The organism is Streptomyces sp. NPDC005374 (assembly GCF_042872225.1).
Lineage (GTDB): Bacteria > Actinomycetota > Actinomycetes > Streptomycetales > Streptomycetaceae > Streptomyces.
Genome location: NZ_JBIAKA010000009.1, coordinates 46076 through 70556 on the forward strand (window position 1 = coordinate 46076; position 24481 = coordinate 70556).

The 24481-nt window shown below is 71.3% G+C and carries 22 protein-coding genes; 11 read left to right on the top strand and 11 right to left on the bottom strand.

The window, feature by feature from the left end; all coding sequences use genetic code 11:
* Positions 1-56: 56 nt before the first annotated feature.
* Both ACFYRX_RS23385 and ACFYRX_RS23390 read left to right on the top strand, forming a co-directional pair.
* A complete protein-coding gene (locus ACFYRX_RS23385) occupies positions 57-1280 on the top strand; it encodes a threonine aldolase family protein (protein ID WP_389102862.1) in 1224 nt (407 codons plus the stop codon).
* An 88-nt stretch (positions 1281-1368) separates the two neighbouring features.
* Positions 1369-2466 (top strand): DUF5937 family protein, encoded by a 1098-nt coding sequence (locus ACFYRX_RS23390; RefSeq protein ID WP_389102865.1) that lies wholly within the window; start codon positions 1369-1371, stop codon positions 2464-2466.
* A 45-nt stretch (positions 2467-2511) separates the two neighbouring features.
* On the opposite strand, the gene ACFYRX_RS23395 is transcribed toward ACFYRX_RS23390, so the two are convergent.
* Together ACFYRX_RS23395 and ACFYRX_RS23400 are read right to left on the bottom strand one after the other, a co-directional pair.
* Positions 2512-3183: a response regulator gene (locus tag ACFYRX_RS23395; RefSeq protein WP_389102868.1), complete on the bottom strand. Its 672-nt coding sequence runs from the start codon at positions 3181-3183 to the stop codon at positions 2512-2514.
* A gap of 83 nt (positions 3184-3266) precedes the next feature.
* Positions 3267-4469: a sensor histidine kinase gene (locus ACFYRX_RS23400; protein ID WP_389102871.1), complete on the bottom strand. Its 1203-nt coding sequence runs from the start codon at positions 4467-4469 to the stop codon at positions 3267-3269.
* A 118-nt stretch (positions 4470-4587) separates the two neighbouring features.
* On the opposite strand from ACFYRX_RS23400, the gene ACFYRX_RS23405 reads away from it, so the two are divergent.
* Positions 4588-5619, top strand: a complete 1032-nt coding sequence (locus tag ACFYRX_RS23405) for an SAM-dependent methyltransferase (protein ID WP_389102874.1) — start codon at positions 4588-4590, stop codon at positions 5617-5619.
* 327 nt (positions 5620-5946) lie between these two features.
* Here ACFYRX_RS23405 and ACFYRX_RS23410 read toward each other — a convergent pair whose 3' ends face one another.
* Complete coding sequence (locus ACFYRX_RS23410; RefSeq protein WP_389102877.1) at positions 5947-7098, bottom strand: NADH-quinone oxidoreductase subunit D; 1152 nt, start codon at positions 7096-7098, stop codon at positions 5947-5949.
* Positions 7099-7129: 31 nt separating this feature from the next.
* Here ACFYRX_RS23410 and ACFYRX_RS23415 point away from each other — a divergent pair, with 31 nt between their 5' ends.
* Entirely contained in the window at positions 7130-7633 is a 504-nt protein-coding gene (locus ACFYRX_RS23415; protein ID WP_389102879.1) for a PH domain-containing protein, read from the top strand.
* Positions 7630-8973, top strand: a complete 1344-nt coding sequence (locus tag ACFYRX_RS23420; protein WP_389102881.1) for a PH domain-containing protein — start codon at positions 7630-7632, stop codon at positions 8971-8973. Before ACFYRX_RS23415 ends, ACFYRX_RS23420 begins: the two co-directional genes overlap by 4 nt.
* A gap of 54 nt (positions 8974-9027) precedes the next feature.
* On the opposite strand, the gene ACFYRX_RS23425 is transcribed toward ACFYRX_RS23420, so the two are convergent.
* Both ACFYRX_RS23425 and ACFYRX_RS23430 read right to left on the bottom strand, forming a co-directional pair.
* Positions 9028-10302: a hypothetical protein gene (locus ACFYRX_RS23425; protein ID WP_389102884.1), complete on the bottom strand. Its 1275-nt coding sequence runs from the start codon at positions 10300-10302 to the stop codon at positions 9028-9030.
* Between the two features lie 121 nt (positions 10303-10423).
* Complete coding sequence (locus ACFYRX_RS23430; RefSeq protein ID WP_389102886.1) at positions 10424-11551, bottom strand: alpha/beta hydrolase; 1128 nt, start codon at positions 11549-11551, stop codon at positions 10424-10426.
* 174 nt (positions 11552-11725) lie between these two features.
* On the opposite strand from ACFYRX_RS23430, the gene ACFYRX_RS23435 reads away from it, so the two are divergent.
* The 6 genes from ACFYRX_RS23435 to ACFYRX_RS23460 all read left to right on the top strand — a co-directional run bounded on the left by ACFYRX_RS23435 (position 11726) and on the right by ACFYRX_RS23460 (position 16704).
* Positions 11726-13537 carry a phosphatidylglycerol lysyltransferase domain-containing protein gene (locus ACFYRX_RS23435; protein ID WP_389102889.1) on the top strand — a complete coding sequence of 604 codons (1812 nt, stop codon included), beginning with the start codon at positions 11726-11728 and terminating at the stop codon, positions 13535-13537.
* A gap of 50 nt (positions 13538-13587) precedes the next feature.
* Complete coding sequence (gene folP, locus ACFYRX_RS23440; RefSeq protein ID WP_389102892.1) at positions 13588-14448, top strand: dihydropteroate synthase; 861 nt, start codon at positions 13588-13590, stop codon at positions 14446-14448.
* Positions 14445-14948 (top strand): nuclear transport factor 2 family protein, encoded by a 504-nt coding sequence (locus tag ACFYRX_RS23445; protein ID WP_389102895.1) that lies wholly within the window; start codon positions 14445-14447, stop codon positions 14946-14948. Before folP ends, ACFYRX_RS23445 begins: the two co-directional genes overlap by 4 nt.
* A gap of 245 nt (positions 14949-15193) precedes the next feature.
* Positions 15194-15553 (top strand): dihydroneopterin aldolase, encoded by a 360-nt coding sequence (gene folB / locus ACFYRX_RS23450; protein ID WP_389102898.1) that lies wholly within the window; start codon positions 15194-15196, stop codon positions 15551-15553.
* Complete coding sequence (gene folK, locus ACFYRX_RS23455) at positions 15550-16161, top strand: 2-amino-4-hydroxy-6-hydroxymethyldihydropteridine diphosphokinase (RefSeq protein WP_389102901.1); 612 nt, start codon at positions 15550-15552, stop codon at positions 16159-16161. Before folB ends, folK begins: the two co-directional genes overlap by 4 nt.
* A 57-nt stretch (positions 16162-16218) precedes the next feature.
* Positions 16219-16704, top strand: coding sequence for a DUF3180 domain-containing protein (locus ACFYRX_RS23460; RefSeq protein ID WP_389102903.1), 486 nt, complete (start codon positions 16219-16221; stop codon positions 16702-16704).
* A gap of 14 nt (positions 16705-16718) precedes the next feature.
* Here ACFYRX_RS23460 and folE read toward each other — a convergent pair whose 3' ends face one another.
* The 6 genes from folE to dacB all read right to left on the bottom strand — a co-directional run bounded on the left by folE (position 16719) and on the right by dacB (position 24437).
* A complete protein-coding gene (gene folE / locus ACFYRX_RS23465) occupies positions 16719-17324 on the bottom strand; it encodes a GTP cyclohydrolase I FolE (protein WP_389102905.1) in 606 nt (201 codons plus the stop codon).
* 123 nt (positions 17325-17447) lie between these two features.
* Positions 17448-19481, bottom strand: a complete 2034-nt coding sequence (gene ftsH, locus ACFYRX_RS23470) for an ATP-dependent zinc metalloprotease FtsH (protein ID WP_389102908.1) — start codon at positions 19479-19481, stop codon at positions 17448-17450.
* A 207-nt stretch (positions 19482-19688) separates the two neighbouring features.
* Positions 19689-20249 (bottom strand): hypoxanthine phosphoribosyltransferase, encoded by a 561-nt coding sequence (gene hpt, locus ACFYRX_RS23475; protein ID WP_123990840.1) that lies wholly within the window; start codon positions 20247-20249, stop codon positions 19689-19691.
* A 51-nt stretch (positions 20250-20300) separates the two neighbouring features.
* Positions 20301-21395: a tRNA lysidine(34) synthetase TilS gene (tilS, locus tag ACFYRX_RS23480; protein WP_389102910.1), complete on the bottom strand. Its 1095-nt coding sequence runs from the start codon at positions 21393-21395 to the stop codon at positions 20301-20303.
* Positions 21396-21588: 193 nt separating this feature from the next.
* Positions 21589-22713 carry a zinc-dependent metalloprotease gene (locus ACFYRX_RS23485; protein ID WP_389102913.1) on the bottom strand — a complete coding sequence of 375 codons (1125 nt, stop codon included), beginning with the start codon at positions 22711-22713 and terminating at the stop codon, positions 21589-21591.
* Between the two features lie 86 nt (positions 22714-22799).
* The gene (gene dacB, locus ACFYRX_RS23490; protein WP_389102916.1) at positions 22800-24437 is read right to left on the bottom strand and encodes a D-alanyl-D-alanine carboxypeptidase/D-alanyl-D-alanine-endopeptidase; all 1638 of its coding nucleotides are present in this window, start codon (positions 24435-24437) and stop codon (positions 22800-22802) included.
* Positions 24438-24481 lie beyond the last annotated feature (44 nt).

The following is a 24481-nucleotide window of genomic DNA, read 5'->3' on the forward strand; positions in this document are numbered from 1 at the left end:
ACAGGCTGTGGGAAATCCGGGTGCCCTCGCGAGCGGACGCGAGGCATGATCCGGGCATGGGTGAAACGGCGGAGCAGAGCCCCGGGCAGGGCGAGCGGCTGACGGAGGCCGAGCGGCGCAAGCTCCGTTTCGAACGGCGTGTACGCGTGCGCCGGAGTGCGGAGCGCGTCCTCGCACGCCCCGGCTTCCAGGGCACGCTCCGGGAGCGCCTGGCGGTGCTGGACGACGCGCACGAGCTGTACGACCTGGACGAGCCCGCCGACCTGTACGGCAACGGCGTCGTCGAGGCCCTGGAGGAGCGGACGGCCGCCCTGCTCGGCATGGAGGCGGCCGCCTTCTTCCCGACCGGCACGATGGCCCAGCAGGTCGCCCTGCGCTGCTGGGCGGGCCGCACCGGGAACCCCACGGTCGCCCTGCATGCTCTCGCCCACCCCGAAGTGCACGAAAGGCAGGCGTTCAGCCAGGTCAGCGGCCTGCGCCCGGTCCGGATCACGAGTGAGCCGCGGCTGCCGACCGCCGACGAGGTGCGCGCCTTCCCCGAGCCCTTCGGGGCGCTGATGCTCGAACTCCCCCTCCGGGACGCCGGTTTCGTGCTGCCCACCTGGGAGGAGCTCGACGAGGTCGTGGCGGCGGCCCGTGAGCGTGACGCGGTGGTGCACTTCGACGGGGCACGGCTGTGGGAGAGCACCGTCCACTTCGGCCGGGCCCTGGACGAGATCGCGGGCCTGGCCGACAGCGTCTACGTGTCGTACTACAAGTCCCTCGACGGCTATGGCGGCGCGGCCGTCGCCGGCCCGGGCACGCTCGTGGAGGAGGCCAAGGTCTGGCGGCACCGCTACGGCGGCACGGTGTTCCAGCAGTTCCCCACGGCGCTGTCGGCGCTCGCCGGGCTGGAGCGGGAGCTGCCACGGCTGCCCTCGTACGTCGGCCACGCGCGCGTGGTCGCCGGCGCGCTGCGCGAGGGGTTCGAGGCGGCCGGGCTGCCGTGGGCGCGGGTCCACCCCGAGCCGCCGCACACCAACGAGTTCCGGGTGTGGCTGCCGTACGGTGCCGACGTCCTCACCGAGGCCTCGCTCCGGCAGGGCGAGGAGACGAAGACCCTGCTGTTCGCCCACCCGTGGGACGAGGCGGGCCCGGGCCTGTCGTTCACCGAGGTGTACGTCCGGGCCGCGGGGCTGGAGTGGGCGGCCGAGGACGTCCGGGCGGCCGTGGCGCACTTCGCGGTACTGCTGGCCGAAGAGGCGGGTCGTACCGGCACGGCCGGAGGCGGCGCCGGGTGATGCTCATGCCCCCGGGCAGCGCCTCCCCGGCGGCGGCGACGGATCGGCCGGGGGCGGTGTTGTCAGTGGCGGGGTGCACCATGAGGTCATGAGCGTGCGCATCGACATCGCGGGGCTGCGGCCGGAGAGGGTCACCGTCGCGCCCTCGCCCCTGGCCGAGCTCGGCATGGCGCTGCACGCGCTGGCCGAACCGGGGCACCATCCGGGACTCCGGGCCTGGGTGACGGGTGTGACGGCCGGGCTCGACCCGCATCTGGCCGACCGGATGTGCGAGGCGGACTTCCTGTGGCGGACGACCTTCTCGGACCTGTTCCTGCCGTACGCGGGCATCACGGACGCCGTCCCCGGGGCGGCGCTCGCCGATGAGCTGGACCTCCTGGACAAGCTGACGGACGAGCAGTTCGTGGAGGCGGCCCTGGAGTTCACGTGCGCGGTGCCGTACGGGCTGGAGCCCGGTCCGCTCGCCGACGCGGAGGTGCGTGGCCGCACTCTCGAGATGGCCGCCGCCCGGGGGCCGCGGCAAGCGCAGTTCAGTGAGCGCCTGCTGACCGACCCGCCCAGCACCCGTGCCTGGCTGCGGCAGTTCCTCGAGGACTGCCAGGAGGCGTTCTTCGCCGAGACCTGGTCCCGGCTGCGCCTCCAGCTGGCGGCAGACTCCCGGCACAAGACGGATGTCCTCAGGAACAGGGGCCTGGCCGAGATGCTGGCCTCGGTGTCCCGCGCCGTCTCGCTCGACGAGGCCGCCGGACGGATCACGGTCGACAAACTGAGCGAGGGCCGGACGGCCACGCGGGACGACGGCCTCCTCCTCGTGCCGACGAGCCTGGGCCGACCCCATCTGTCCGTCCTGTACCGGTTCGGCTGGCAGCCCGTGCTGCACTACCCGGCCGCCTCACCCGAGCTCACGGCCCCGCCGTCCGTCGAACAGCTGACCCTGCGCCTGACGGCCCTGTCGCATCCGGTCCGGATGCGGATCTGCCGTTATCTGGCCCGCACCGCCTACACCACCGGCGAACTGGCCCAGATCCACGGCCTGACCGCCCCGGAGATATCCCGGCACCTGAGCGTCCTCAAAAAGGCGGGCCTGATCACCACCCGCCGCCGCGGCCGGTACGTCCTGTACCAGCTGGACGTCACCGTGGTGGCGCGGCTCGGCAGCGACTTCCTGGAAGGCATATTGCGGTGACGGCCGGCCGGGACCGGCCTCACCCGTGAGGCAGGCCCGGGTGTGTCACCCCTGCCCACCCGCGCGCACCAGTCCCGTCTCGTAGGCGAGGACCACCACCTGCACCCGGTCGCGCAGGCCCAGCTTGGTCAGGATGCGGCCGACGTGGGTCTTCACCGTGGCCTCGGACAGGACGAGCCGGGCCGCGATCTCGCCGTTGGAGAGCCCCTGTGCGACCAGCATCATGACTTCTCGCTCGCGGTCGGTGAGCCGCTCCAGCTCCTTGTACTGGGGCTCCTTGCCGGTGGTGGGCAGCATCGGCGCGAACCGGTCGAGCAGCCGCCGGGTGGTCGAGGGGGCGACCACGGCGTCACCGCTGTGCACCGAGCGGATCGCGGTGAGCAGCTCGCCGGGCGGCACGTCCTTGAGCATGAAGCCGGAGGCGCCCGCCTTGAGCCCGGAGAAGGCGTACTCGTCGAGGTCGAAGGTGGTCAGGATCAGCACCTTCGGCGGGTCCGGCTCCGAGCAGATGCGGCGGGTGGTCTCCACGCCGTCGAGCTTCGGCATGCGGACGTCCATCAGGACGACGTCGACGGCGGTGGAGCGCAGCACCTGGAGGGCCTCCACTCCGTCCCCCGCCTCCGCGACGACGTCCATGTCCGGCTGGGCTGCGAGCACCATCCGGAACCCGGTGCGCAGCAGCACCTGGTCGTCGACGAGCATCACGCGGATCGTCATCGGTTCTCTTCCGTTTCCTCGGGGGTCGTACGGCGTGGTCGGCAGGGGGCGTGACAGGTGTCAACGAGGGGCGTGCGTCGGCGTCAATGCGCTGGTTTGAGCGGCAGCAGGGCACTGATGCGGAATCCTCCGCCGGGGCGGGGGCCCGCGTCCAGGGTGCCGCCGACCATGCCGACCCGCTCGCGCATGCCGATCAGGCCGTGGCCGGCGCCGTCGGCGCCGCCCTCCTCGTACAGCTCGTGCGGCGCGCCCTTGCCGTCGTCCTCGACGAGCAGGCCGAGACCGTCGTCGAAGTAGACCAGGCGCACGCTGGCACCCGCGTTGGGTCCGCCGTGCTTGCGCGTGTTGGTGAGCGCCTCCTGCACGATGCGGTACGCGGTGAGCTCGACGCCGCTGGGCAGCTGGCGCGGGGTGCCCTCGATCTTGAAGTCGACGGGCAGCCCGGAACCGCGGCACTGCTCGACGAGATCCTCGATCTGCTCGACGTCCGGCTGCGGTACGTACTCGCCGCCCTCCTGGTGCTCGCCGGTGCGCAGCACTCCCAGCAGGCGGCGCATCTCGGCGAGTGCCTGGCGGCCGGTGGAGGAGATGGTCTCCAGGGCCTTCTTCGCCTGGTCCGGCGCGGCGTCGAGGACATAGGCGGCGCCGTCGGCCTGGACCACCATGACGGACACGTTGTGCGCGACGACGTCGTGCAGCTCGCGGGCGATCCGGGCGCGCTCGGCGGCGACCGCGACCTTCGACTGCGCCTCGCGCTCCTTCTCCAGACGGGCGGCCCGCTCCTCCAGCTGCGCGAAGTAGGCGCGGCGGGTGCGGATCGAGTCGCCGAGCACCCAGGCCAGGGCGAACGGAATCGTCAGGAAGATCATCTGGGCGAGGTTGCCCAGCGCGGTCGAGTTCTCGTTCGGCCACCGCAGCTGCGCCAGCGGAGCCGCGCAGAGACCGCTCGCCAGCGCCAGCCAGGAGGCCCAGCGGGTGCCCGTCGCCGCCACGGTGTAGACGATCACCAGGAAGGCGAAGTCGGCCGCCTTGACCTCGACGTCCAGCACGAGCTGCGTCACGCCGAGCCCGATGGCCAGCACCAGCATCTTCTCCGGCATGCGCCGGCGCAACGCGATCACCAGGCACAGCAGGAGCACGACCGGAACGATCAGCGCCGCGGACCTGGTCCCCTGCGGATCCTCCTGGGCGGTTTCGCTCGCGAGCGAGATCCCGAACAGGAAGACGGCCCAGAAGACGTCGACCCCTGTCGGGTGTCTGCGGAGGAAGTCATAGAGGCGTTGCACGTAACCCAGCGTAGGGAAGCGTGATGCGTGCAGGGGTCAACCGGAGGATCGATCCGTACCGTCCACGCGTACTCCCCAAGGTGGAGGCCCCGTTCCCCTGTACGCCTAGCCTGACGACGTGAGCGATGACACCCCGGACGACCCTGCGGATGACTGGAGCGGCTGGCGGGCCGCCACCGAGGCCGCCCTGTACGGGCCGGACGGCTTCTACCGCAGGCCGGAGGGGCCCGCCGGGCACTTCCGTACCTCCGTGCACGCCTCCCCGCTGTTCGCCGGCGCCGTGGCCCGCCTGCTGTGCCGGGTCGACGAGGCACTGGGCCGACCCGCCCGGCTCGACTTCGTCGACATGGCCGCGGGGCGGGGCGAGTTGGCGGCCGGGGTCCTCGCCACCCTGCCCGCCGACGTGTCCGCCCGCACGCACGCGTACGCCGTCGACATCGCCGGCCGCCCCCCTGGCCTCGATCACCGCATCGAGTGGCTGACCGGCCCCCCGAAAGACGTCACCGGGCTGCTGTTCGCCAACGAGTGGCTGGACAACGTACCCGTGGAGGTCACCGAGACGGACTCCTCGGGCGTACCGCGACAGGTTCTCGTACGACGGGACGGGCGCGAGAAGCTCGGAGAGCCGGTCGGTGGTGCGGAGGCCGAGTGGCTGAGCCGTTGGTGGCCGCTGCCGGCCGAGGAGGGCCTGCGCGCCGAGATCGGCCTGCCCCGCGACCAGGCGTGGGCGTCGGCGGTCGCGACGGTCTCGCAAGGGCTCGCAGTCGCCGTCGACTATGCGCACGGGGCGTCCACGCGCCCTCCGTTCGGGACGCTCACCGGCTTCCAGGAGGGGCGCGAGACGGCACCCGTACCGGACGGGTCGTGCGATCTCACGGCTCATGTGGCGCTGGACGCGTGCGCCCTGCCCGGCGGGCACGTCCTGACACAACGCGACGCGCTGCGCGCCCTGGGCATCACGGGCGCACGCCCGGCGCTCACGCTGGCATCCACCCGGCCCGCCGAGTACGTACGCGCCCTCGCGCTCGCCGGAGAGGCCGCCGAACTCACCGCGGCGGGCGGCCTCGGCGACTTCGGCTGGCTGCTCCAGCCGGTCGGCATGTCCGTCGGAATTCCGGACGGACCGTTCCTGTGGACTGAACGGGAGTGAGTCCGCTCAGCCACACACCCCGAACGGTCCTGGACAAGCGGACCCCGGCGTATGCGCCCCCGTTTCCGGGGCGGCGACACGCATCCAGTGCGTGGTCCGGGCCCGGGAGACCCCCGCGGACGGAGGCCGCTGACGGGCACAGCCCTGCGCGACCTGGCCGGATGGGCACGGCCGGAGGCGACGGAGAGGCCCTGAACCATCCTCTGGTGGAGCAGGGGAACCGCACGCTGGACACCACACCCGGTGTCCCAGGTCGCACAGCCACGCTGCCCCCACGGCCCAGGGCGCCACAAGCCGTACGCACTCCCCGGCGAGCCGCTCGCAGACCTACTTGTCGATGTCCCCGACCACGAAGAACAGTGACCCCAGGATCGCCACCATGTCCGCGACCAGCGTCCCCGGCAGCAGCTCGGCCAGGGCCTGGATGTTGTTGTACGACGCCGAGCGCAGCTTCAGCCGGTACGGGGTCTTCTCGCCCTTGCTGACGAGGTAGTAGCCGTTGATGCCGAGCGGGTTCTCGGTCCACGCGTACGTGTGCCCCTCGGGCGCCTTCAGGACCTTCGGGAGCCGCTGGTTGATCGGCCCCGGCGGGAGTTCCGCGACCCGGTCCAGGCAGGCGTCGGCGAGGTCGAGGGCGTTGTGGGTCTGTTCCAGGAGGACCTCGAAGCGGGCGAGGCAGTCGCCCTCCTGGCGGGTCACCACCTTCAGGGTGTCCTGGAGCTCGCCGTAGGCCAGGTACGGCTCGTCGCGGCGCAGGTCGAAGTCGACGCCCGAGGCGCGCGCGACGGGCCCGCTGACGCCGTACGCGTGCACGGTCCCCGGCGCGAGGACGCCCACGTCCCGGGTGCGCCCGCGGAAGATCTCGTTGCCGAGCACCAGGTCGTCGAAGCGGTCCATGCGCGAGCGCACGGCGGACACGGCGGCACGCGCGCGCGTGGTCCAGCCGGCCGGAAGGTCCTCCTTGAGACCGCCGACGCGGTTGAACATGTAGTGCATGCGGCCGCCGGAGACCTCCTCCATGACGTTCTGGAGCACCTCCCGCTCCCGGAACGCGTAGAAGACCGGAGTGATCCCGCCGAGTTCCAGCGGGTACGACCCGAGGAACATCAGGTGGTTCAGCACCCGGTTCAGTTCGGCGAGCAGCGTGCGTGTCCACACCGCCCGCTGCGGGACCTCCATGCCGAGCATGCGCTCCACGGCGAGGACCACACCCAGCTCGTTGGAGAAGGCCGACAGCCAGTCGTGGCGGTTGGCGAGCATGATGATCTGGCGGTAGTCGCGCGCCTCGAAGAGCTTCTCGGCGCCCCGGTGCATGTAGCCGATCACCGGCTCCGCGCTCACGATGCGCTCACCGTCCAGGACCAGCCTCAGGCGCAGCACGCCATGGGTGGACGGGTGCTGCGGTCCGATGTTGAGCACCATGTCGGTGCTCTCCGCGGCGCCGCCGATGCCGACCGTGGTCTCCGTCGTGGGAGTCATGGACACAGTCTCTCCTACGTACGCTGGCTCCATGGAGACGGGGAGCGGGCAGGACACAGAGGTCACCGGCCACGAGCCGGTGTGGACCGGGCTGCCGCCCGGACTGCTTCGGATGCGGCGGTTGTTGCTGGTGGTGTGGCTGGGACTGCTCGCCGTGGCCGTGGGGCTGCTGCTCGGGCTGCTCTGCGGGCCGGCCTGGGCGGCCTTCGCACTGCTGCCGCTCGCCCTCATCGGCTGGGGCTGGGTGATGCTCGGCCGCAACTGGCGTTCCTGGCGCTACGCCGAGCGCGCCGACGACCTGCTGATCAGCAAGGGCGTGCTGTGGCGCGAGGAGACCGTCGTGCCGTACGGCCGCATGCAGCTGGTGGAGGTGACTTCCGGGCCCGTGGAGCGGCACTTCGGGCTGTCCAGCGTGCAGCTGCACACGGCGGCCGCGGCGAGCGACGCGACCATCCCGGGCCTCGTCCCGGCCGAGGCGGAGCGGCTGCGCGACCGGCTCACCGAACTCGGCGAGGCCCGATCGGCGGGCCTGTGACGGCGCAGGGCGTCGACGACGCCGTACAGGAGAAGCGGGAGCGGGAACCCGTCGCAGAGCGGCGGCTGCATCCCATAACGCCGCTCAGGCGGGCGTGGGCGCCGGTCGCCGTCATCATCGGGTGGGCCGTGCACGACCCCGACCAGGCGCAGCGCCAGCTGACCCGGCTGACGACCACCACGCTACTGATCGCGCTCGCGGTGATCGTCCCGGCCGCCGCCCTGTACGGCTTCCTCACCTGGTGGTTCACCCACTTCGCGGTGACCGATTCCGAACTGCGCATCCGGACCGGCCTGTTGTTCCGTCGCACCGCGCACATCCGGCTGGAGCGCATCCAGGCGATCGACGTCACACAGCCGCTCCTCGCGCGCGTGGCGGGTGTCGCGAAGCTCCGGCTCGACGTCGTCGGCACCGACAAGAAGGACGAGCTCGCCTTCCTCGGGGAGCGCGAGGCGCGTGCGCTGCGCGCGGAACTCCTCGCGCGCGCCGCCGGGTTCGCCCCCGAGACCGCGCACGAGGTCGGCGAGGCACCGGCGCGCGAGCTGATGCGCACGCCCCCGCGCGACCTGGCGCTCTCCCTGGTGCTGACGGGCGCCACCTGGGTCACCCTGGTCGGCGCCGCCGTCGTACCGACCCTGCTGTGGCTGGCCACCCACAGCGTGTGGACGGTCCTCGCGACCGCCCTTCCGCTGCTCGGCGCGGCGGGCGCGAGCAGTGTGGGGCGGTTCGTCACCGAGTACGACTGGACGGTGGGCGAGTCCCCGGACGGGCTGCGCATCGACCACGGTCTCCTGGACCGCACGCACGAAACGGTGCCGCCGGGGCGGGTGCAGACCGTGCGGATCGTGGAGCCGCTGCTGTGGCGGCGGCGCGGCTGGGTGCGGGTCGAGCTGGACGTGGCCGGGTCGTCCAACTCGGTGCTGGTCCCGGTCGCTCCGCGCGAGGTCGCCGAGGCGGTCGTCGCGCGCGTGCTGCCCGGAGTCACCGTGCCGCCGCTGTCGGAGCTGTCGCGGCCCCCGCGACGGGCCGGGCGGTGTGTGCCCGTGTGGTGGCGCGGCCACGGACTCGCCGTCACCGACGCGGTGTTCGCCTCCCGCCAGGGGCTGCTGCGGCGGAGCCTGGCGCTCGTCCCGCACGCGAAGGTCCAGAGCGTACGGCTCACCCAAGGGCCCTGGAAGCGGCTGTGGCGCCTCGCCGACGTGCACGTGGACACGGGAGCCAACAAGACCGTCACGGCCCGCCTGAGGGATGCTCAGGAGGCCGCGGAGCTGCTCGGGGCGCAGGCGGAGAGGTCACGGACGGGACGGAAAGGGGCACGGCCCGACCGTTGGATGGTCTGACCGTGCCCCTCGCGAGCAACCGTGCGTCCGTCAGGACGTCAAGGCGTCAGGACGTCAGGAGACCGCGCTGCGCAGCCCCTGCAGGTTGATCTGCTCCGTCTCGTCGTGGGCCGTCAGGTCGATGACCTGGCCCACGCCCCGCGACCCCTCGTCGGCCGGCTTGAACGCCGCCTCCGACTCGGCCTTGTGCAGGGCGAGGGCCTCCTGGCCGACGACGTCGGCGAGGTCCTCGTTCTGCACGGCCTCCATGGCGTCCCGCGAGGCACCCGGCTTCGTACCGAAGAAGTCGAACCCGCCCTCGACCCGCGGGCGCCGCTCGGGAGCCGCCGGCACGACCGCCACCGCGGTCGGCGCGATGAAGTGCCCCGCGGGCTGCTGCGGCGGCTGGGCGGCTCTGACCGTGGTGGTGGCGGCCGCGCGCTCATGCCCGTCGGCCGCCTCGGACTTCCCCCGCGCCTCGTCCTCCTGAGCGGCCTCCGCGTCGGTGCCGACGGCGTCCGCCGGACCGGAACCGGCGTTCACCGGCTCGCCCTTGGGCTCGGCCGCGAGGCTCTTCGGCTCCGCCTCGGGACCGCTCTTCGCGTCACCCTTCGACACGGACACGGACACGGACTTGGTCCTGGCGCCGGCCTCAGCCTTGGGGTTCTTGAGATCGGGCTCCGTCGAGGTGGCCGCGTCCGCGTCCCCGCCCTCGTCGAGCCGCTTCAGCGCGGCGTTCGCCCGCAGGAACAGCCGCGAACCCTCCGGCGAGAAGATCGCGAGCCGCGTCGACTCCTCGTCCCCGGCCGCCACGTCGCCCTCGGCCTCCGCCGCGGCAGCCACCGCCACGGCCTCCGCGTCGGCCTGCTCCCCCGACGGCAGCGCACGCGCCGGGGCGGCCTCTATCTCCAGCAGCCGACGCCCCTCCAGGGCGCTCGCCCGCTCGGTCTCCGCCGTGGCGTACCGCCGCAGCAGCGCCGCGTGTTCGTTGCGCAGGCCCGCCAGTTCCGCGCGCTTGGCGCGCAGCCGCTGCTCCAGCTTGACGCGCAGCTCCCGCGACTCCTCGAGGTCGGTCTCGAGTTCGGCGACCCGCTCCTCGTGCCGCCACTCGTCGCTCGCCCGCGCGCGCGTCAGGTCGGCGACCTGCTTGCCCGCCTGTCCGTCCCAGCGACGCATGACGGCCGCCCCCACGATCGCGACCGCCGCTGCGGCCGCGGCTATCACACGCAGCACGGCCTGCTGCGAGAACACCCAGGGGCCGAAGGCGCAGACGAGGGAGACGCCTGCGATCGCCGACGGAGGCAGCAGCCTGTGCAAGGGCGGGGAATGGCGGTGACGTCCACGTGGCATGGCCAGAAACTTACCGCGCGTAGGCGAATCGTGGTGCCCCGCCCCGTAAAAACACAGCCACCCGTAGCCTTCGCGCGGCATCGGGAATCGGAACGGCCGCCGAATTCGGCGCATTGATCACTCAACGATCACTCAACCGCCCGCTGATCCACTGCAAGGTCGCCGGGATCTCCCGTCGCCAGGTGTTGAAGTTGTGTCCCCCGCTTTCCAGGATGATCGACGAGATCCGGGTCGTTCCTGTGTCCTTCACCCGCTCTATGAACCGCAACGTGTCCTTGTAGTTCGTCTCGCCCACCTTGCTGCTGCTGACGAGCAGTGAGGTCTCGGGCGCGGGCAGGTGTTTGAGGCACCACCACAGGTTCGCGCGGTTGCGCAGCGCCTTGTCGCCGTGGAAGAGATCGCCCGTGGTGGGGTCGACGGGCGCCTTGTAGTACGGGGACAGGCCCGCCCCCGCGGCGTACACCCCGGGGTGGTGCATGGCGAGCTTCAGCGCGCAGTAGCCGCCCGTGGAGTCCCCGATGATCCCCCAGCTCCCCGGCCCCCTGCCCACCCTGTAGTGCGCGGTCAGCGCTTCCGGCAGGTCCTTCGCGAAGAACGACTCGGTCCGCGGGCCGTCCGGAACGTCCGCGCACTCGGTGTCCCGCGGCGGCGCCACCGTCGGCCGCATCATCACCAGGATCATCGGCTGCATACGGCCGTCCTTGGTGAGTTCCAGAGCCGTGCGCGGATAGTGGAGTTTGTCCACCAGCGCCCTGGCGGTGCCCGGATATCCGGTGAGGACGACGGCCGCGGGGAAGGTACGCGCGCGATAGCGGGCCTGGAAATACTCCGGCGGCAGATAGACGTATGCGGGCGAGGCGATGTCCGACGTACGGCCGACGATGTCGACCTTCTGGATCTGTCCTGCCGACGACGGCCGAAAGCCGCCCCTGCCCGGCACGTCCCCGATCTCGGTCACCCGCAGAGGTCCGCCCGAACGGTCGCCCAGGGTGTGGTCGACCACCACGCCCTGATCGGTCTCCCGGCCGAACAGGTCGGCCCAGGAGGCGTAGAACCCGAAAGCCTGGTTGGCCGCGAGACCCACCGACACGAAGAGCAGGACCTGCGTCGCAAGCAGCAGCCCTATACGGCCGCTGACGGACCGCCAGCCCCGCCGTGCCAGCCGCGGCCAGAGCCACACCGTGCCGGCGAACAGCGCGACGGCGGCCAGCACCGCCAGCACCAGCGTGTTGTTGCTCGTGAGACCCATTGCTTGCTTTCGCTTTCCTCGGCCTTTGAAACGGCTTTGAGAAGATGAGTGAACCTCTTCTCACCAGACACCGTCCTAGAGGGCGCAATGTCGCCGGATGCCCGAATCGGGGCTCCGGATCCAGAGTCACTCGCAGAACCACGGGATGCGATGTCTGTCAGGACAGATGAGGAAATGTCGGGCGAGGTTCCGATCCGATCAACACGGCTACGGCGTGCACTGCACGGACCGCGCCCCGAGGCCGTCCCCGTCCTCGTCGCCAGAGCCTGCGCACTCGTGGGGATACTGGACATCGCCGCCGGCGTCTTCCCACGCTTCCGGCACAGCCGTATACACACCCTGGCGGAGGTACTGCCCGGCGCGCTCGGACCCTTCGCGGCGGCGCTCTCGCTCAGCACCGGCGTCCTGCTGCTGCTCCTCGCGCACGGCCTCAGGCGCCGCAAACGCCGGGCCTGGCGAGCCGCCGTGGCACTGCTGCCGGCGGGCGCGCTGGCGCAGTTCACGTACCGCCACTCCCTCCTCGGAGTGGCCATCTCCCTCGCCCTGCTCGCGCCCCTGCTGCGCCACCGCGACCAGTTCACGGCACTGCCGGACCCGCGCAGCCGCTGGCGCGCGCTCGCCAACTTCGTCCTCATGGGCGCCGGTTCCCTCGTCCTCGGGCTGATCATCGTCAGCGTCCACCCGGACCGCATGCTCGGCGACCCGAGCCTGGCCGATCGGCTCACGCACGTCATGTACGGCCTCTTCGGCTTCGAGGGCCCCGTCGACTACCAGGGCGACACCTCGTGGACCGTGGGCGTCTCCCTGGGCGCCCTGGGCCTGCTCACGGCGATCACGACGATCTACCTCGCCTTCCGGCCCGAACACCCCGCCGCCCGCCTCACCGAGGAGGACGAGTCCCGCCTGCGGGCCCTGCTGGCCAAGCACGGCGGCCGCGACTCCCTCGGCCACTTCGCGCTGCGCCGCGACAAGGCCGTCGTCTTCTCCCCCAGCGGCAAGGCCGCGGTGACCTACCGCGTCGTCTCCGGCGTGATGCTCGCCAGCGGCGACCCCATCGGCGACGTCGAGGCCTGGCCGGGCGCCATCGAACGCTTCATGGACGAGGCCCAGGCTCACTCCTGGACCCCCGCCGTCATGGGCTGCTCGGAGACCGGGGGCGAGGTGTGGACGCGGGAGACCGGCCTGGACGCCCTCGAACTGGGCGACGAGGCGGTGGTGGACGTCGCGGATTTCTCACTGGCCGGCCGCGCGATGCGCAACGTGCGCCAAATGGTCAAGCGGATCGAGCGCGCCGGTTACGAGACCCGCGTACGGCGCGTCCGTGACCTCGGGGAGACCGAACTGGAGCGCATCCGCCAGGCCGCCGACGACTGGCGCGGCACCGACACCGAGCGCGGGTTCTCGATGGCCCTCGGCCGCATCGGCGACCTCTCCGACGGCGACTGCCTCATCGCCACCGCCCACAAGGCGGACGACCAGCCCGGCCCCTACGGCGACCTCAAGGCGATCCTGCACTTCGTGCCGTGGGGCACCGACGGGGCCTCGCTCGACCTGATGCGCCGCGACCGTTCGGCCGACCCCGGCATGAACGAACTGCTCATCGTCGCCGCCCTCCAGGCGGCCCCGAAGTTCGACATCACCCGCGTGTCGCTGAACTTCGCGATGTTCCGCTCGGCACTCGCCCGCGGCGAGAAGATCGGCGCCGGCCCCGTACTGCGCGTCTGGCGGGGCCTGCTGGTCTTCCTGTCACGCTGGTTCCAGATCGAGTCCCTGTACAAGTTCAACGCGAAGTTCCAGCCCCGCTGGGAGCCCCGCTTCGTCGTCTACCGGGCCTCCGGCGACCTCCCGCGCATCGGCTTCGCCGCCATGCAGGCGGAGGGCTTCGTCACCCTCGCGCTGCCCCTGCCGCGCTTCCTGCGCCGACGCTCGCACACCGCACGCACGTGTGCCCACGCGGTCGCGGAGCGGGACGTACGCGCGGCATGACCCACAGGCCGCTCGGGCCCAGCGCTCCACGCTGGGCCTAGGCTGAACGTATGAGCAAGCAGAGCGGACGCGGGCGCGTGGCCGGCCTTCCGGAATGGGACCGCTGCGCGGTCATGGGAGTCGTGAACGTCACCCCCGACTCCTTCTCCGACGGCGGCCGCTTCTTCGACACGGCGGCCGCCGTCAAACACGGCCTCGCCCTCGTCGAGGAAGGCGCCGACCTCGTCGACGTCGGCGGCGAGTCCACCCGCCCCGGCGCCACCCGCGTCGACGAGACCGAGGAACTGCGCCGTGTCGTCCCCGTCGTCCGCGGCCTCGCCGCCGAGGGCGTCACCGTCTCCGTCGACACCATGCGCGCCTCCGTCGCCGAACAGGCCCTCGCCGCCGGCGCCGCCCTCGTCAACGACGTCAGCGGCGGCCTCGCCGACCCCGCGATGATCCCGGTCGTCGCCGACGCGGGCGCCCCCTTCGTCGTCATGCACTGGCGGGGCTTCCTCGCGGGCGGCAACGTCAAGGGCGTCTACGCCGACGTCGTCACCGAAGTCGTCGACGAGCTCCACGCGCGTGTGGACGCCGTCCTCGCGGGCGGCATCGCCCCCGACCGCGTGGTCGTCGACCCGGGGCTCGGCTTCTCCAAGGACGCCGAACACGACCTGGTACTCCTCTCCCACCTCGACCGCCTCCTCCGGCTCGGTCACCCCCTGCTCGTCGCCGCCTCCCGCAAACGGTTCCTCGGCCGTGTCCTCGCCGGTCCGGAGGGCGCCCCGCCGCCCGCACGTGAGCGCGACGCCGCCACGGCCGCCGTCTCCGCCCTCGCAGCGCACGCCGGCGCATGGGCGGTGCGCGTGCACGAGGTCCGCGCGACGGCGGACGCGGTACGGGTCGCCCGCGCCGTGGAGGGAGCCCGGTGAGCGCCCCCCACATCGACGTCGAACAGGTGGAAGCCGCCAATACGGCCTTCTACGAGGCACTGGAGCGCGGCGACTTCGACGAACTGTCCTCGTTCTGGCTCACCCCCGCCGACCTGGGCGTCGACGAGGAGTACCACGACCCGGCCGACGTCGGCGTGGTCTCCTGCGTGCACCCGGGCTGGCCCGTGCTGACCGGCCGCGGCGAAGTCCTGAGGTCGTACGCGCTGATCATGGCGAACACCGACTACATCCAGTTCTTCCTCACCGACGTGCACGTCTCCGTCACCGGCGACACCGCTCTGGTGACCTGCACGGAGAACATCCTCAGCGGCGGCCCCGCACCCGAGGGCGGTGAGGAGCTCGGCCCGCTCGTCGGCCAGCTGGTGGTCGCCACGAACGTGTTCCGCCGCACCCCCGAGGGCTGGAAGATGTGGTCCCACCACGCCTCCCCGGTGCTGGCCGAGAACGACGAGGAGGAGGACGAGGAGCCGCCCTCCTGAGCCCCGGCACCCGTTGGGACCAAGAAGTGGTTGGAATCACGAACCCCTGGGTAGGGGCGGCTACCGACCCGCGAGCCGCCGGGTTCCCCAGGGGAAACACCCGGTGAGACCTCCGGGGCCCGGCTCGGGCCCGCGCCCCCGTGGCCCGGTTCTGTCAGTGCTCGCAGGTAGATTCGTTCGAGGCCGGTGTGCCGCCCGCACCCGGCACGAACCGGCCGACACCGACGATTGCAGGAGTGATTCGCGTGGATCGTGTCGCGCTGCGCGGCCTGAAGGCCCGCGGGCACCACGGCGTGTTCCCCAAGGAGCGCGAGGAGGGCCAGACCTTCCTCGTGGACGTCGTCCTGGGCCTGGACACCCGGCCGGCCGCCGCCGACGACGACCTGACGAAGACCGTGCACTACGGCATCGTGGCGGAGGAGGTCGTGGCCGTCGTCGAGGGCGAGCCCGTCAACCTGATCGAGACGCTCGCCGAGCGCATCGCCCAGGTCTGTCTGAAGCACCACGGGGTAGAGGAGGTCGAGGTCCGGGTCCACAAACCCGACGCGCCGATCACCGTGCCGTTCGACGACGTGACCGTCACCATCACCCGGAGCCGAGTATGACCGCGTCCTTCACCGCGGGTCACAGCGACCCGACCGTACAGCCGGTACCCGCCGCCGTCGTGCAGCAGGTGGACGCCGCCGACACCACCCTCCACAACCCGCAGCGGGCCGTGATCTCCCTGGGCTCCAACCTCGGCAACCGCCTGGAAACCCTCCAGGGCGCCATCGACGCCCTGGAGGACACACCCGGCGTCCGCATCAAGGCGGTCTCCCCGGTCTACGAGACCGAACCCTGGGGCGTGGCCGCCGACAGCCAGCCTTCGTACTTCAACGCGGTCGTCGTACTGAAGACCACGCTCCCCCCGGCCTCCCTGCTGGAGCGGGCACATGCGGTCGAAGAGGCCTTCAACCGGGTCCGGGACGAGCGCTGGGGCCCGCGCACCCTCGACGTCGACATCGTCGCGTACGCCGAGGTGGTCTCCGACGACCCGGTCCTCACGCTGCCCCACCCCCGGGCCCACGAGCGCGCCTTCGTGCTCGCCCCCTGGCGCGATCTGGAGCCCGAGGCCCGGCTGCCCGGCCGAGGCCCGGTCGCCGAACTCCTCGACACCGTCACCCGCGACGGTGTGGAAGCACGCAAGGACCTGGAACTCCGGCTGCCCGAATAGCCGTTAAGGTCAAGACGGCCACATTCCGTGGGACGCCGGGGGAGCTGAAGGGGCACCGTGAGAGAGCTGCGCATCAGGCTGCTGGCCGGCGTGTTCGCCGTGGCCGGAGTCCTGTCCTGGGCCGGCGCCCGGCTGTGGAACTCGGTGGGGACCCTGCCCAGTGTCCCGCTGGCCGCCCCCATCGTCCTCGCCCTGATCGCCGTGGTCCTCACGGCCACGGCCCTCTCCATCCGCGCCCGCCTCAACGCCCAGCGCGAGCGCGACCCCGAGGCGAAGGGCGTCGATCCGCTGATGGCGGCCCGCGCCGTCGTCTTCGGCCAGGCCAGCGCCCTGGTCGCCGCCCTCGTCTCCGGCATGTACGGCGGCACCGGCGTCTTCCTGCTCGAATCCCTCGACATCCCCGCCCGCCGGGATCAGGCCATCTACGCCGGCTTCTCGGTCCTCGCGGGCATCGCGGTGATAGCGGCGGCGATCTTCCTGGAGCGGGTCTGCAAACTCCCGGAGGACGACGACCGGAACACCGGGGCCCCCTCGACGGCCTGACGCCCACCCACAGGTCAGCGCGCCAGTATCAGGCTCATCGCCTCGGCCCGGGTCGTGGCGTCCCGGAGCTGACCCCGCACCGCCGACGTCGTGGTCTTGGCGCCGGGCTTGCGGATGCCCCGCACGGACATGCACATGTGCTCGGCCTCGATGACGACGATCGCGCCCCTGGCCTCGAGAATCCGCATCAGGGAGTCCGCGATCTGCGTGGTGAGTCGTTCCTGCACCTGCGGCCGACGGGCGAAGACGTCGACCAGCCGCGCGAGTTTCGACAAGCCCGTGATCTTACCCGTGTCGGCCGGGATGTAGCCGACGTGAGCCACACCGTGGAACGGCAGCAGATGATGCTCACAGAGGCTCACGATCTCGATGTCCTTCACCAGGACCATCTCGTCGTGCCCCAGGTCGAACGTGGTCGTCAGCACGTCCTCGGGCCGCTGCCAGAGCCCCGCCAGGATCTCCCGGTACGCCCGCGCCACCCGAGCCGGGGTCTCCTTCAGCCCCTCGCGGTCCGGATCCTCCCCGACCGCGATCAGCAGCTCGCGTACGGCGTTCTCGGCTCGCTTCTCGTCGAACTCGCCGATGGAGCCCTCGCCGTCCAGCGTCACGGGGTCGGTCATCTGGTGCCTCGTTCCTAAGAAGTCCCTCACGGCCGAAAAACGCCGTGCCCCCCAGGCTAAAACCTGGGGGGCACGGCATCCATTCCGGGCCCGGTGAGGTCACCGGGGCGGGACGGGCGAGCGTCAGCTCTCGGGACGGTCCTCGGGGACCGCCTCGGTGACCGGTTCCGGTGCGGTGGCCTTGGCGGTGGTGATCGCCGGGGTCGCGCCGTTTGCGCCGTTCGTCAGTGCGAGCTCCTTGGGGGAGAGCACCGGCGGACGGGTCGAGGGTGTGCGGCGGGAGGAGCCGGTCCAGGCCGGCCGCGGGGGACGCTTGACGATGGGAGCGAAGACCTCGGCGATCTGCTCCTTGTTCAGCGTCTCCTTCTCCAGCAGCTGGAGCACCAGCTGGTCGAGGACGTCGCGGTTCTCGACCAGGATTTCCCAGGCCTCGTTGTGCGCGGTCTCGATCAGCTTCTTGACCTCTTCGTCGACCAGCGCGGCGACCTCTTCGGAGTAGTCGCGCGGGTGCGACATCTCGCGGCCCAGGAACGGCTCGGTGTTGTCGCCGCCGAACTTGATGGCCCCGAGACGCTCGGTCATGCCGTACTGGGTGACCATCGCGCGGGCCGTTGCCGTGGCCTTCTCGATGTCGTTCGCGGCGCCGGTGGTCGGGTCGTGGAAGACCAGTTCCTCGGCAGCGCGGCCGCCCAGCATGTAGGCGAGCTGGTCGAGCATCTCGTTGCGCGTGGTCGAGTACTTGTCCTCGTCCGGCAGGACCATGGTGTAGCCAAGGGCACGGCCTCTGGAGAGGATCGTGATCTTGTGCACCGGGTCGGAGTTCGGGGAGGCCGCCGCGACCAGGGCGTGTCCGCCCTCGTGGTACGCGGTGATCTTCTTTTCCTTGTCCGACATGATCCGGGTCCGCTTCTGCGGGCCCGCCACGACGCGGTCGATGGCCTCGTCCAGCATGTGGTTGTCGATGAGCTTCTGGTTGCTGCGCGCCGTGAGGAGCGCCGCTTCGTTCAGCACGTTCGACAGGTCCGCGCCGGTGAAACCGGGGGTGCGACGGGCGACGGCCGACAGGTCGACGTCCGGAGCGACCGGCTTGCCCTTCTGGTGGACCTTGAGGATCTCCAGACGGCCCTGCATGTCCGGGCGGTCGACCGCGATCTGGCGGTCGAAGCGGCCGGGGCGCAGAAGTGCCGGGTCGAGGATGTCCGGCCGGTTCGTCGCGGCGATGAGGATCACGCCGCCCTTGACGTCGAAGCCGTCCATCTCGACGAGCAGCTGGTTGAGGGTCTGCTCGCGCTCGTCGTGACCGCCGCCGAGGCCGGCACCGCGATGGCGGCCGACCGCGTCGATCTCGTCGACGAAGACGATCGCCGGGGCGTTCGCCTTGGCCTGCTCGAAGAGGTCACGCACTCGGGAGGCACCGACACCGACGAACATCTCGACGAAGTCGGATCCGGAGATCGAGTAGAAGGGGACCCCGGCCTCGCCCGCGACGGCACGCGCGAGCAGGGTCTTGCCGGTGCCGGGAGGGCCGTACAGGAGTACGCCCTTGGGAATCTTGGCGCCGACCGCCTGGAACTTCGCCGGTTCCTGGAGGAACTCCTTGATCTCCTGGAGCTCCTCGACGGCCTCGTCCGAGCCGGCGACGTCCGAGAACGTCGTCTTGGGGGTGTCCTTGGTGATGAGTTTCGCCTTGGACTTCCCGAACTGCATGACCCGGGAGCCGCCGCCCTGCATCTGGTTCATCAGGAACAGGAAGACGACCACGATGAGGACGAAGGGGAGAAGGGAGAGCAGGATCCCGACGAAGGCGTTCTGCTTCGTCGGCGAGACGGTGTACCCGTCCGGGATCTGCTTGTCCTGGAACTTGTTCTGGAGAATGCCGGCGATGGTCACGCCTTGGTCGCCGATGTAGCTCGCCTGGATCTTCGAGCTGCCGTCGACCTTTTCGCCGTCCTTGAGCTCGACCTTGACGGTCTGCTCGTCGCCGGTGGTCAGTTTGGCCTGCTGGACCTTGTTGTCATTGATCGCCTGGACGACCTCGCCGGTGTCCACCGTCTTGTAGCCGCCGGACGAGCCGACGACCTGCATCAACACGACCACGGCAAGGACGGCCAGCACGATCCACATGACCGGCCCACGGAAGTATCGCTTCACGTCCATCCATACGGAGCGGAGCCCGCCCCGTCCCTCCTGCCATAGTGAGTTTGATAAGACAGTTCTTCTGACGGTACCCCAGCATTGTCACCCGAAGCCGCACGGGAGGGCTGGCAGGCCCGTCTGCATGCTCCAACGGCGCGAAGCCCGCCGGGGTTCCCGATCGTCCTACAAAGACGGCTCTGTTGGCTCAGCAGGCGCTGCAGCCACGTTTCAGCCGCCGTAGACGTGGGGCGCGAGCGTACCGACGAACGGGAGGTTGCGGTACTTCTCGGCGTAGTCGAGACCGTAGCCGACCACGAACTCGTTGGGGATGTCGAAGCCGACCCACTCGACGTCGATGGCGACCTTGGCGGCGTCCGGCTTGCGCAGCAGGGTGCACACCTTGAGCGTCTCCGGTTCGCGGGAGCCCAGGTTCGACAGCAGCCAGGACAGCGTCAGACCGGAGTCGATGATGTCCTCGACGATCAGGACGTGCTTGCCCTTGATGTCGGTGTCGAGGTCCTTGAGGATCCGCACCACGCCGGAGGACTGGGTGCCCGCGCCGTAGGAGGACACGGCCATCCAGTCCATGGTGACGGGGGTGGACAGTGCCCGGGCGAGGTCTGCCATGACCATCACCGCGCCCTTGAGGACGCCGACGATCAGCAGGTCCTTGCCCGCGTACTCCGCGTCGATCTTCGCGGCGAGCTCCACGAGCTTCGCGTCGATCTCTTCCTTGGTGATGAGTACCTCTTTGAGGTCGGCACCCATGTCTTTCGCGTCCACCCGCATCACTTTCGGTCGTCCCACCAGCCGCCCGGCTCCCCACAGGGAGTCAAGGATTCAGCCTTGCCGAATCACCAGTCTGCCACCCTGCCGCTGGGCGACGACCTTGCCGGGGAGATTGATGGCTCCCTGGCCGCGCCAGCCGGTGATCAGCCGGTCGACTTCCTCGATGTGGCGGGCGAACAGCGAACCGGCCGGGGCGCCCGCCTCGATGGCCGCCTGGCGCAGGATGCGGCGGCGCACGGCGGGCGGCAGGGCGTAGAGCTTGGCGCACTCCAGAAGGCCGGCGGTGTCGCGCACGGAGGCTTCGGCCTGGCGGGCCCAGGTGTCGAGGGCGTCGGCGTCGTCGCGGGAGAGCTGGGCGGTGCGGGCGAGCGCCTCGACGACTCCTTTGCCGAGCGCCTTCTCCAGGGCGGGCAGGCCCTCTTGGCGCAGCCGGGAGCGGGTGTACGCCGGGTCGGCGTTGTGCGGGTCGTCCCAGACGGGCAGGGACTGGACCATGCAGGCCTTGCGGGCGGTCTGCCGGTCGAGCTCCAGGAAGGGACGGCGGTAACGGCGGGCCGCTCCCGGTCCGCCGGAGACGGCGGCCATGCCGGACAGGGAGCGGATGCCGGAGCCGCGGGCGAGGCCGAGCAGGACGGTTTCGGCCTGGTCGTCGCGGGTGTGGCCGAGCAGGACGGCGCAGGCGCCGTGCCGTTCGGCGCCGGCGTCGAGGGCGGCGTAGCGCGCGTCGCGGGCCGCGGCTTCGGGGCCGCCTTCGCGGCCGACGGTGACGGCGGTGGCCTCGACGGGGTCCAGGCCGAGTTCCCGCAGCCTGAGGACGACTTCCTGGGCGCGCAGGTCGGAGCCGGGCTGGAGGCCGTGGTCGACGGTGATGCCGCCGGCGCGGATGCCGAGTTTGGGGGCCTCGAAGGCGAGGGCGGAGGCGAGGGCCATGGAGTCGGCGCCGCCGGAGCAGGCCACGAGCACGAGCGGCGACGGGCGGCGCTCGTGCGGGGTGTCGCCGGGGGCGGGGGCGGGTTCGGCCGTACGGCCGCGTGCGGCTGTGCCGCTGCCCGCGTAACTGTTCGTGCGGCTGGCTTCGTTGAGGAGGTCGTGGAGGACGCGGCGGACCGCCAGGCGTATCGCCGCGACCGCAGGATGGGGACCCATGTCCGGTTCCCTTCATGAAGTTTTCGGGGTATGGACCCGAGCTCGGTCACTCAGAGTGTGTAGATGGTGACAGAGACGGGCCGTTCCCCGAGCATTGCACGCCTACCCAGGGCTCACGGTCCCTCGGACGGGTGATTGAAGGGGCGTTCGCCTGCCGTCGGCCGGATTCCTCTCACGCCTTTCCGCGCGGGGTTCACGACTCGGTCCTGCGGTGCACCCGCGTGACCCAGTCCGCGGGTTTGGCGATCTCCGACTTGGTCGGGAGGGTGTTCGGGGAGGTCCACACGCGGTTGAAACCGTCCATGCCGACCTGGTCGACGACGGCCCGTACGAAGCGTTCGCCGTCGCGGTACTGCCGGAGTTTGGCGTCCAGGCCGAGGAGTTTGCGCAGGGCCATGTCGAGGCGGGAGGCGCCCTTGGCCCGGCGTTGCTGGAACTTCTCGCGGATCTCGGCGACGCTCGGGACGACGGCCGGGCCCACTCCGTCCATGACGAAGTCGGCGTGGCCCTCCAGGAGCGACATCACTGCGGTGAGGCGGCCGAGGATCTCCCGCTGGGCGGGGGTCTGGACGATCTCGACGAGGGAGCGCCCGCCGTCGTCCTCCTCGCCCTCGGGGCGTCCGCCGGCGAGCGACTGGGCGGCTTCCCGGATGCGTTCCAGGACGGTCATGGGGTCGACCTCGGTCTCCCCCAGGAACGACTGGATTTCACCCTCGAGGTGGTCGCGCAGCCAGGGCACGGCCGTGAACTGGGTGCGGTGGGTCTCCTCGTGGAGGCAGACCCAGAGCCGGAAGTCGTGGGGCTGGACGTCGAGTTCGCGTTCCACGTGGACGATGTTGGGGGCGACGAGGAGGAGCCGGCCGCCGCCGTTCTCTCCGGCCGGGAGTTCGCGGGTGGCGGGGGCGAAGGTCTCGTACTGGCCGAGGACGCGGGACGACAGGAACGACAGGAGCATGCCGAGTTCGACGCCTGTGACCTTGCCGCCGACGGCGCCGAGGACCGCGCCGCCCGGGGTGTTGCCGCGCCGTTCCTGCATCTTCTCCAGGAGCGGCTTGAGGATCTCCCGGAACCCGGCGACGTTCGCCCGGACCCAGCCGGGGCGGTCGACGACGAGTACGGGAGTGTCGTGGATGTCCTCCGTGCCCATCCGGGTGAAGCCGCGGACGTGTTCCTCCGCGGCCTTGGCGTGCCGGCGCAGTTCCGCGACGACGGCCCGGGCCTCGTCGCGGCTCACGTCGGGGCCCGGTCGTGCGAGCCGGGTCGCGGTCGCCACCGCGAGATTCCAGTCGACCATCTCGGCACCACCGATGCTCGTCATGCGTCAACCGTACGTGAGCGTTCCCGCTTGGGGCAGGCCGCTCGGGCGGGCAAAGCCGACATCTGCCCGCCGGGCGCGGGGCCGGCTCAGCCGCAGCCGCAGGCCGCCAGCGCCGTCGCCGTACGGTCCAGGGCACTCTGCGCCGCCACGGGGTTCGTCGTCCCGGAGGCGAGGAACGCGAAGGCGAGCAGCCGGCCGTCCTGGTCCACGACCGTTCCCGCCAGGGTGTTGACGCCGGTCAGCGTGCCTGTCTTCGCCCGTACGACGCCTGCCGCGCCGTCGGTGTAACGGCTCGTCAGGGTGCCGGTGAACCCGGCGACCGGGAGGCCGGTGAGGACGGGGCGGAGTTCGGGGTGGGCCGGGTCGCCCGCCTTCACCAGCAGGGCTGTGAGCAGGTTCGCGGTGAGCCGGTCGGCACGGTCGAGGCCGCTGCCGTCGTGGAAGTCGGCGCCTGCCAGTGGGAGTCCGAGTTTCTTCAGCTGCGCGCGGATCGCGTTGCCACCACCCTGGAAGTCGGCGCGCTGCCTGGCTGCCACCGCGGTCTGGCGGGCGAGGGCCTCGGCGATGTCGTTGTCGCTGTTGGTCAGCATGCGTTCGACGACGTCGGACAGGGGTGGTGAGGAGACCTCGGCGAGGGTCTCGGCGCGGCCGGTGGCTTTGGAGGGGCCGGGGGACGTGGTTCTGATGCCGCTGTCCGCCAGGAACCGGGCGAACTCGCGGGTCGCGTCCTTGGCCGGGTCCGTCGTGCGCGGGGCCGGCCCGCTCGCCGTGTCGTCGGTGCGGCCCTCGTCCGCCATCAGGGCGCTGACGGGAGCGAGGTTGTCGTTGACCCCGATCGGGTGGAGTTCGGAGCCGGCGTAGAGGGTCTTGTCGTAGGAGAGGGTGACCGACGTGATGCGGCGCTTCTTCAGGGCCGCGGCCGTGTCGTCGGCCAGTTCGCGCAGGCTCGCCCAACTGTCGGCGTCCTTGCGGGCGGTCAGTGTGGGGTCGCCGCCGCCGACGAGGACGAGTTCCCTGGTGTCGGCTTCCAGGGCCGCGCGCGTGGTGAGGCGGTGGTCGGCGCCGAGGGCCGAGAGAGCGGCGACGGCGGTGGCGATCTTCGTGGTGGAGGCGGGGGTCAGGGCCGTGCCGGCACCCGTGCCGTAGAGCTGTTTTCCACCGGCGACGTCCACGACGGCGGCGGTGGGGCGGGGGCCGAGGGCCGCGTTGTGCAGGAGCGGGCCGAGGACGTCGGCGAGGGCCTTCCCGGTCGGGGCGGACTTCACGTGGTTGCCGGCGGCGCCGAGTCCCACGAGGACGGACGCGGCGCTCGGAGCGGGCTGGGGGCCCGCGTCCGTCGTACCGGAATCACCGCCGTGATCTGCGCCACCCGTCTGCTCCAGTGCGGCGGCCCGGTCCCGCTCGGCCGTACGCTGACCCGAGGAGTCCCAGGGACCGGCGGCCGTCGCCACGGTCGCGGCCAGCGCCAGTCCGGCGGTGGCGGCGCCCGCGGTGTAGCGCCAGGTCCTGACGGACTCCGACCCCGGAATCCTGGCAAGCCGTGCGACCTGCGGTTTCATGGCGGCGACGGTCCGTGCGAGCTGCGGCCTCACGGTGTCCGTGGCCCGGGTGAGTCCTGGACGTACGGCGCCCGCGGCGCGTGCCAGACGCGGTCGTACGGCGTTCGCGGCCCGCTTCACATGCGGTCTCGCGGCCCGCCAAGGCCTCAGTTCAGGCACGACCAACAGCCCCTTTCGCGATCACACTCCGGCGTGAGGGACACTTAACC

Bases quoted from the DNA above. Each gene is read 5' to 3' on its own strand.
- ACFYRX_RS23395 (WP_389102868.1), bottom strand. From the start codon at position 3,183: ATGACGATCCGCGTGATGCTCGTCGACGACCAGGTGCTGCTGCGCACC.
- ACFYRX_RS23485 (WP_389102913.1), bottom strand. From the start codon at position 22,713: ATGACGAGCATCGGTGGTGCCGAGATGGTCGACTGGAATCTCGCGGTG.
- ACFYRX_RS23390 (WP_389102865.1), top strand. From the start codon at position 1,369: ATGAGCGTGCGCATCGACATCGCGGGGCTGCGGCCGGAGAGGGTCACC.
- folK (WP_389102901.1), top strand. From the start codon at position 15,550: ATGACCGCGTCCTTCACCGCGGGTCACAGCGACCCGACCGTACAGCCG.
- ACFYRX_RS23385 (WP_389102862.1), top strand. From the start codon at position 57: ATGGGTGAAACGGCGGAGCAGAGCCCCGGGCAGGGCGAGCGGCTGACG.
- ACFYRX_RS23410 (WP_389102877.1), bottom strand. From the start codon at position 7,098: ATGACTCCCACGACGGAGACCACGGTCGGCATCGGCGGCGCCGCGGAG.
- ACFYRX_RS23415 (WP_389102879.1), top strand. From the start codon at position 7,130: ATGGAGACGGGGAGCGGGCAGGACACAGAGGTCACCGGCCACGAGCCG.
- ACFYRX_RS23430 (WP_389102886.1), bottom strand. From the start codon at position 11,551: ATGGGTCTCACGAGCAACAACACGCTGGTGCTGGCGGTGCTGGCCGCC.
- ACFYRX_RS23435 (WP_389102889.1), top strand. From the start codon at position 11,726: ATGTCGGGCGAGGTTCCGATCCGATCAACACGGCTACGGCGTGCACTG.
- folP (WP_389102892.1), top strand. From the start codon at position 13,588: ATGAGCAAGCAGAGCGGACGCGGGCGCGTGGCCGGCCTTCCGGAATGG.
- hpt (WP_123990840.1), bottom strand. From the start codon at position 20,249: ATGCGGGTGGACGCGAAAGACATGGGTGCCGACCTCAAAGAGGTACTC.
- ftsH (WP_389102908.1), bottom strand. From the start codon at position 19,481: ATGGACGTGAAGCGATACTTCCGTGGGCCGGTCATGTGGATCGTGCTG.
- folE (WP_389102905.1), bottom strand. From the start codon at position 17,324: ATGACCGACCCCGTGACGCTGGACGGCGAGGGCTCCATCGGCGAGTTC.
- ACFYRX_RS23425 (WP_389102884.1), bottom strand. From the start codon at position 10,302: ATGCCACGTGGACGTCACCGCCATTCCCCGCCCTTGCACAGGCTGCTG.
- tilS (WP_389102910.1), bottom strand. From the start codon at position 21,395: ATGGGTCCCCATCCTGCGGTCGCGGCGATACGCCTGGCGGTCCGCCGC.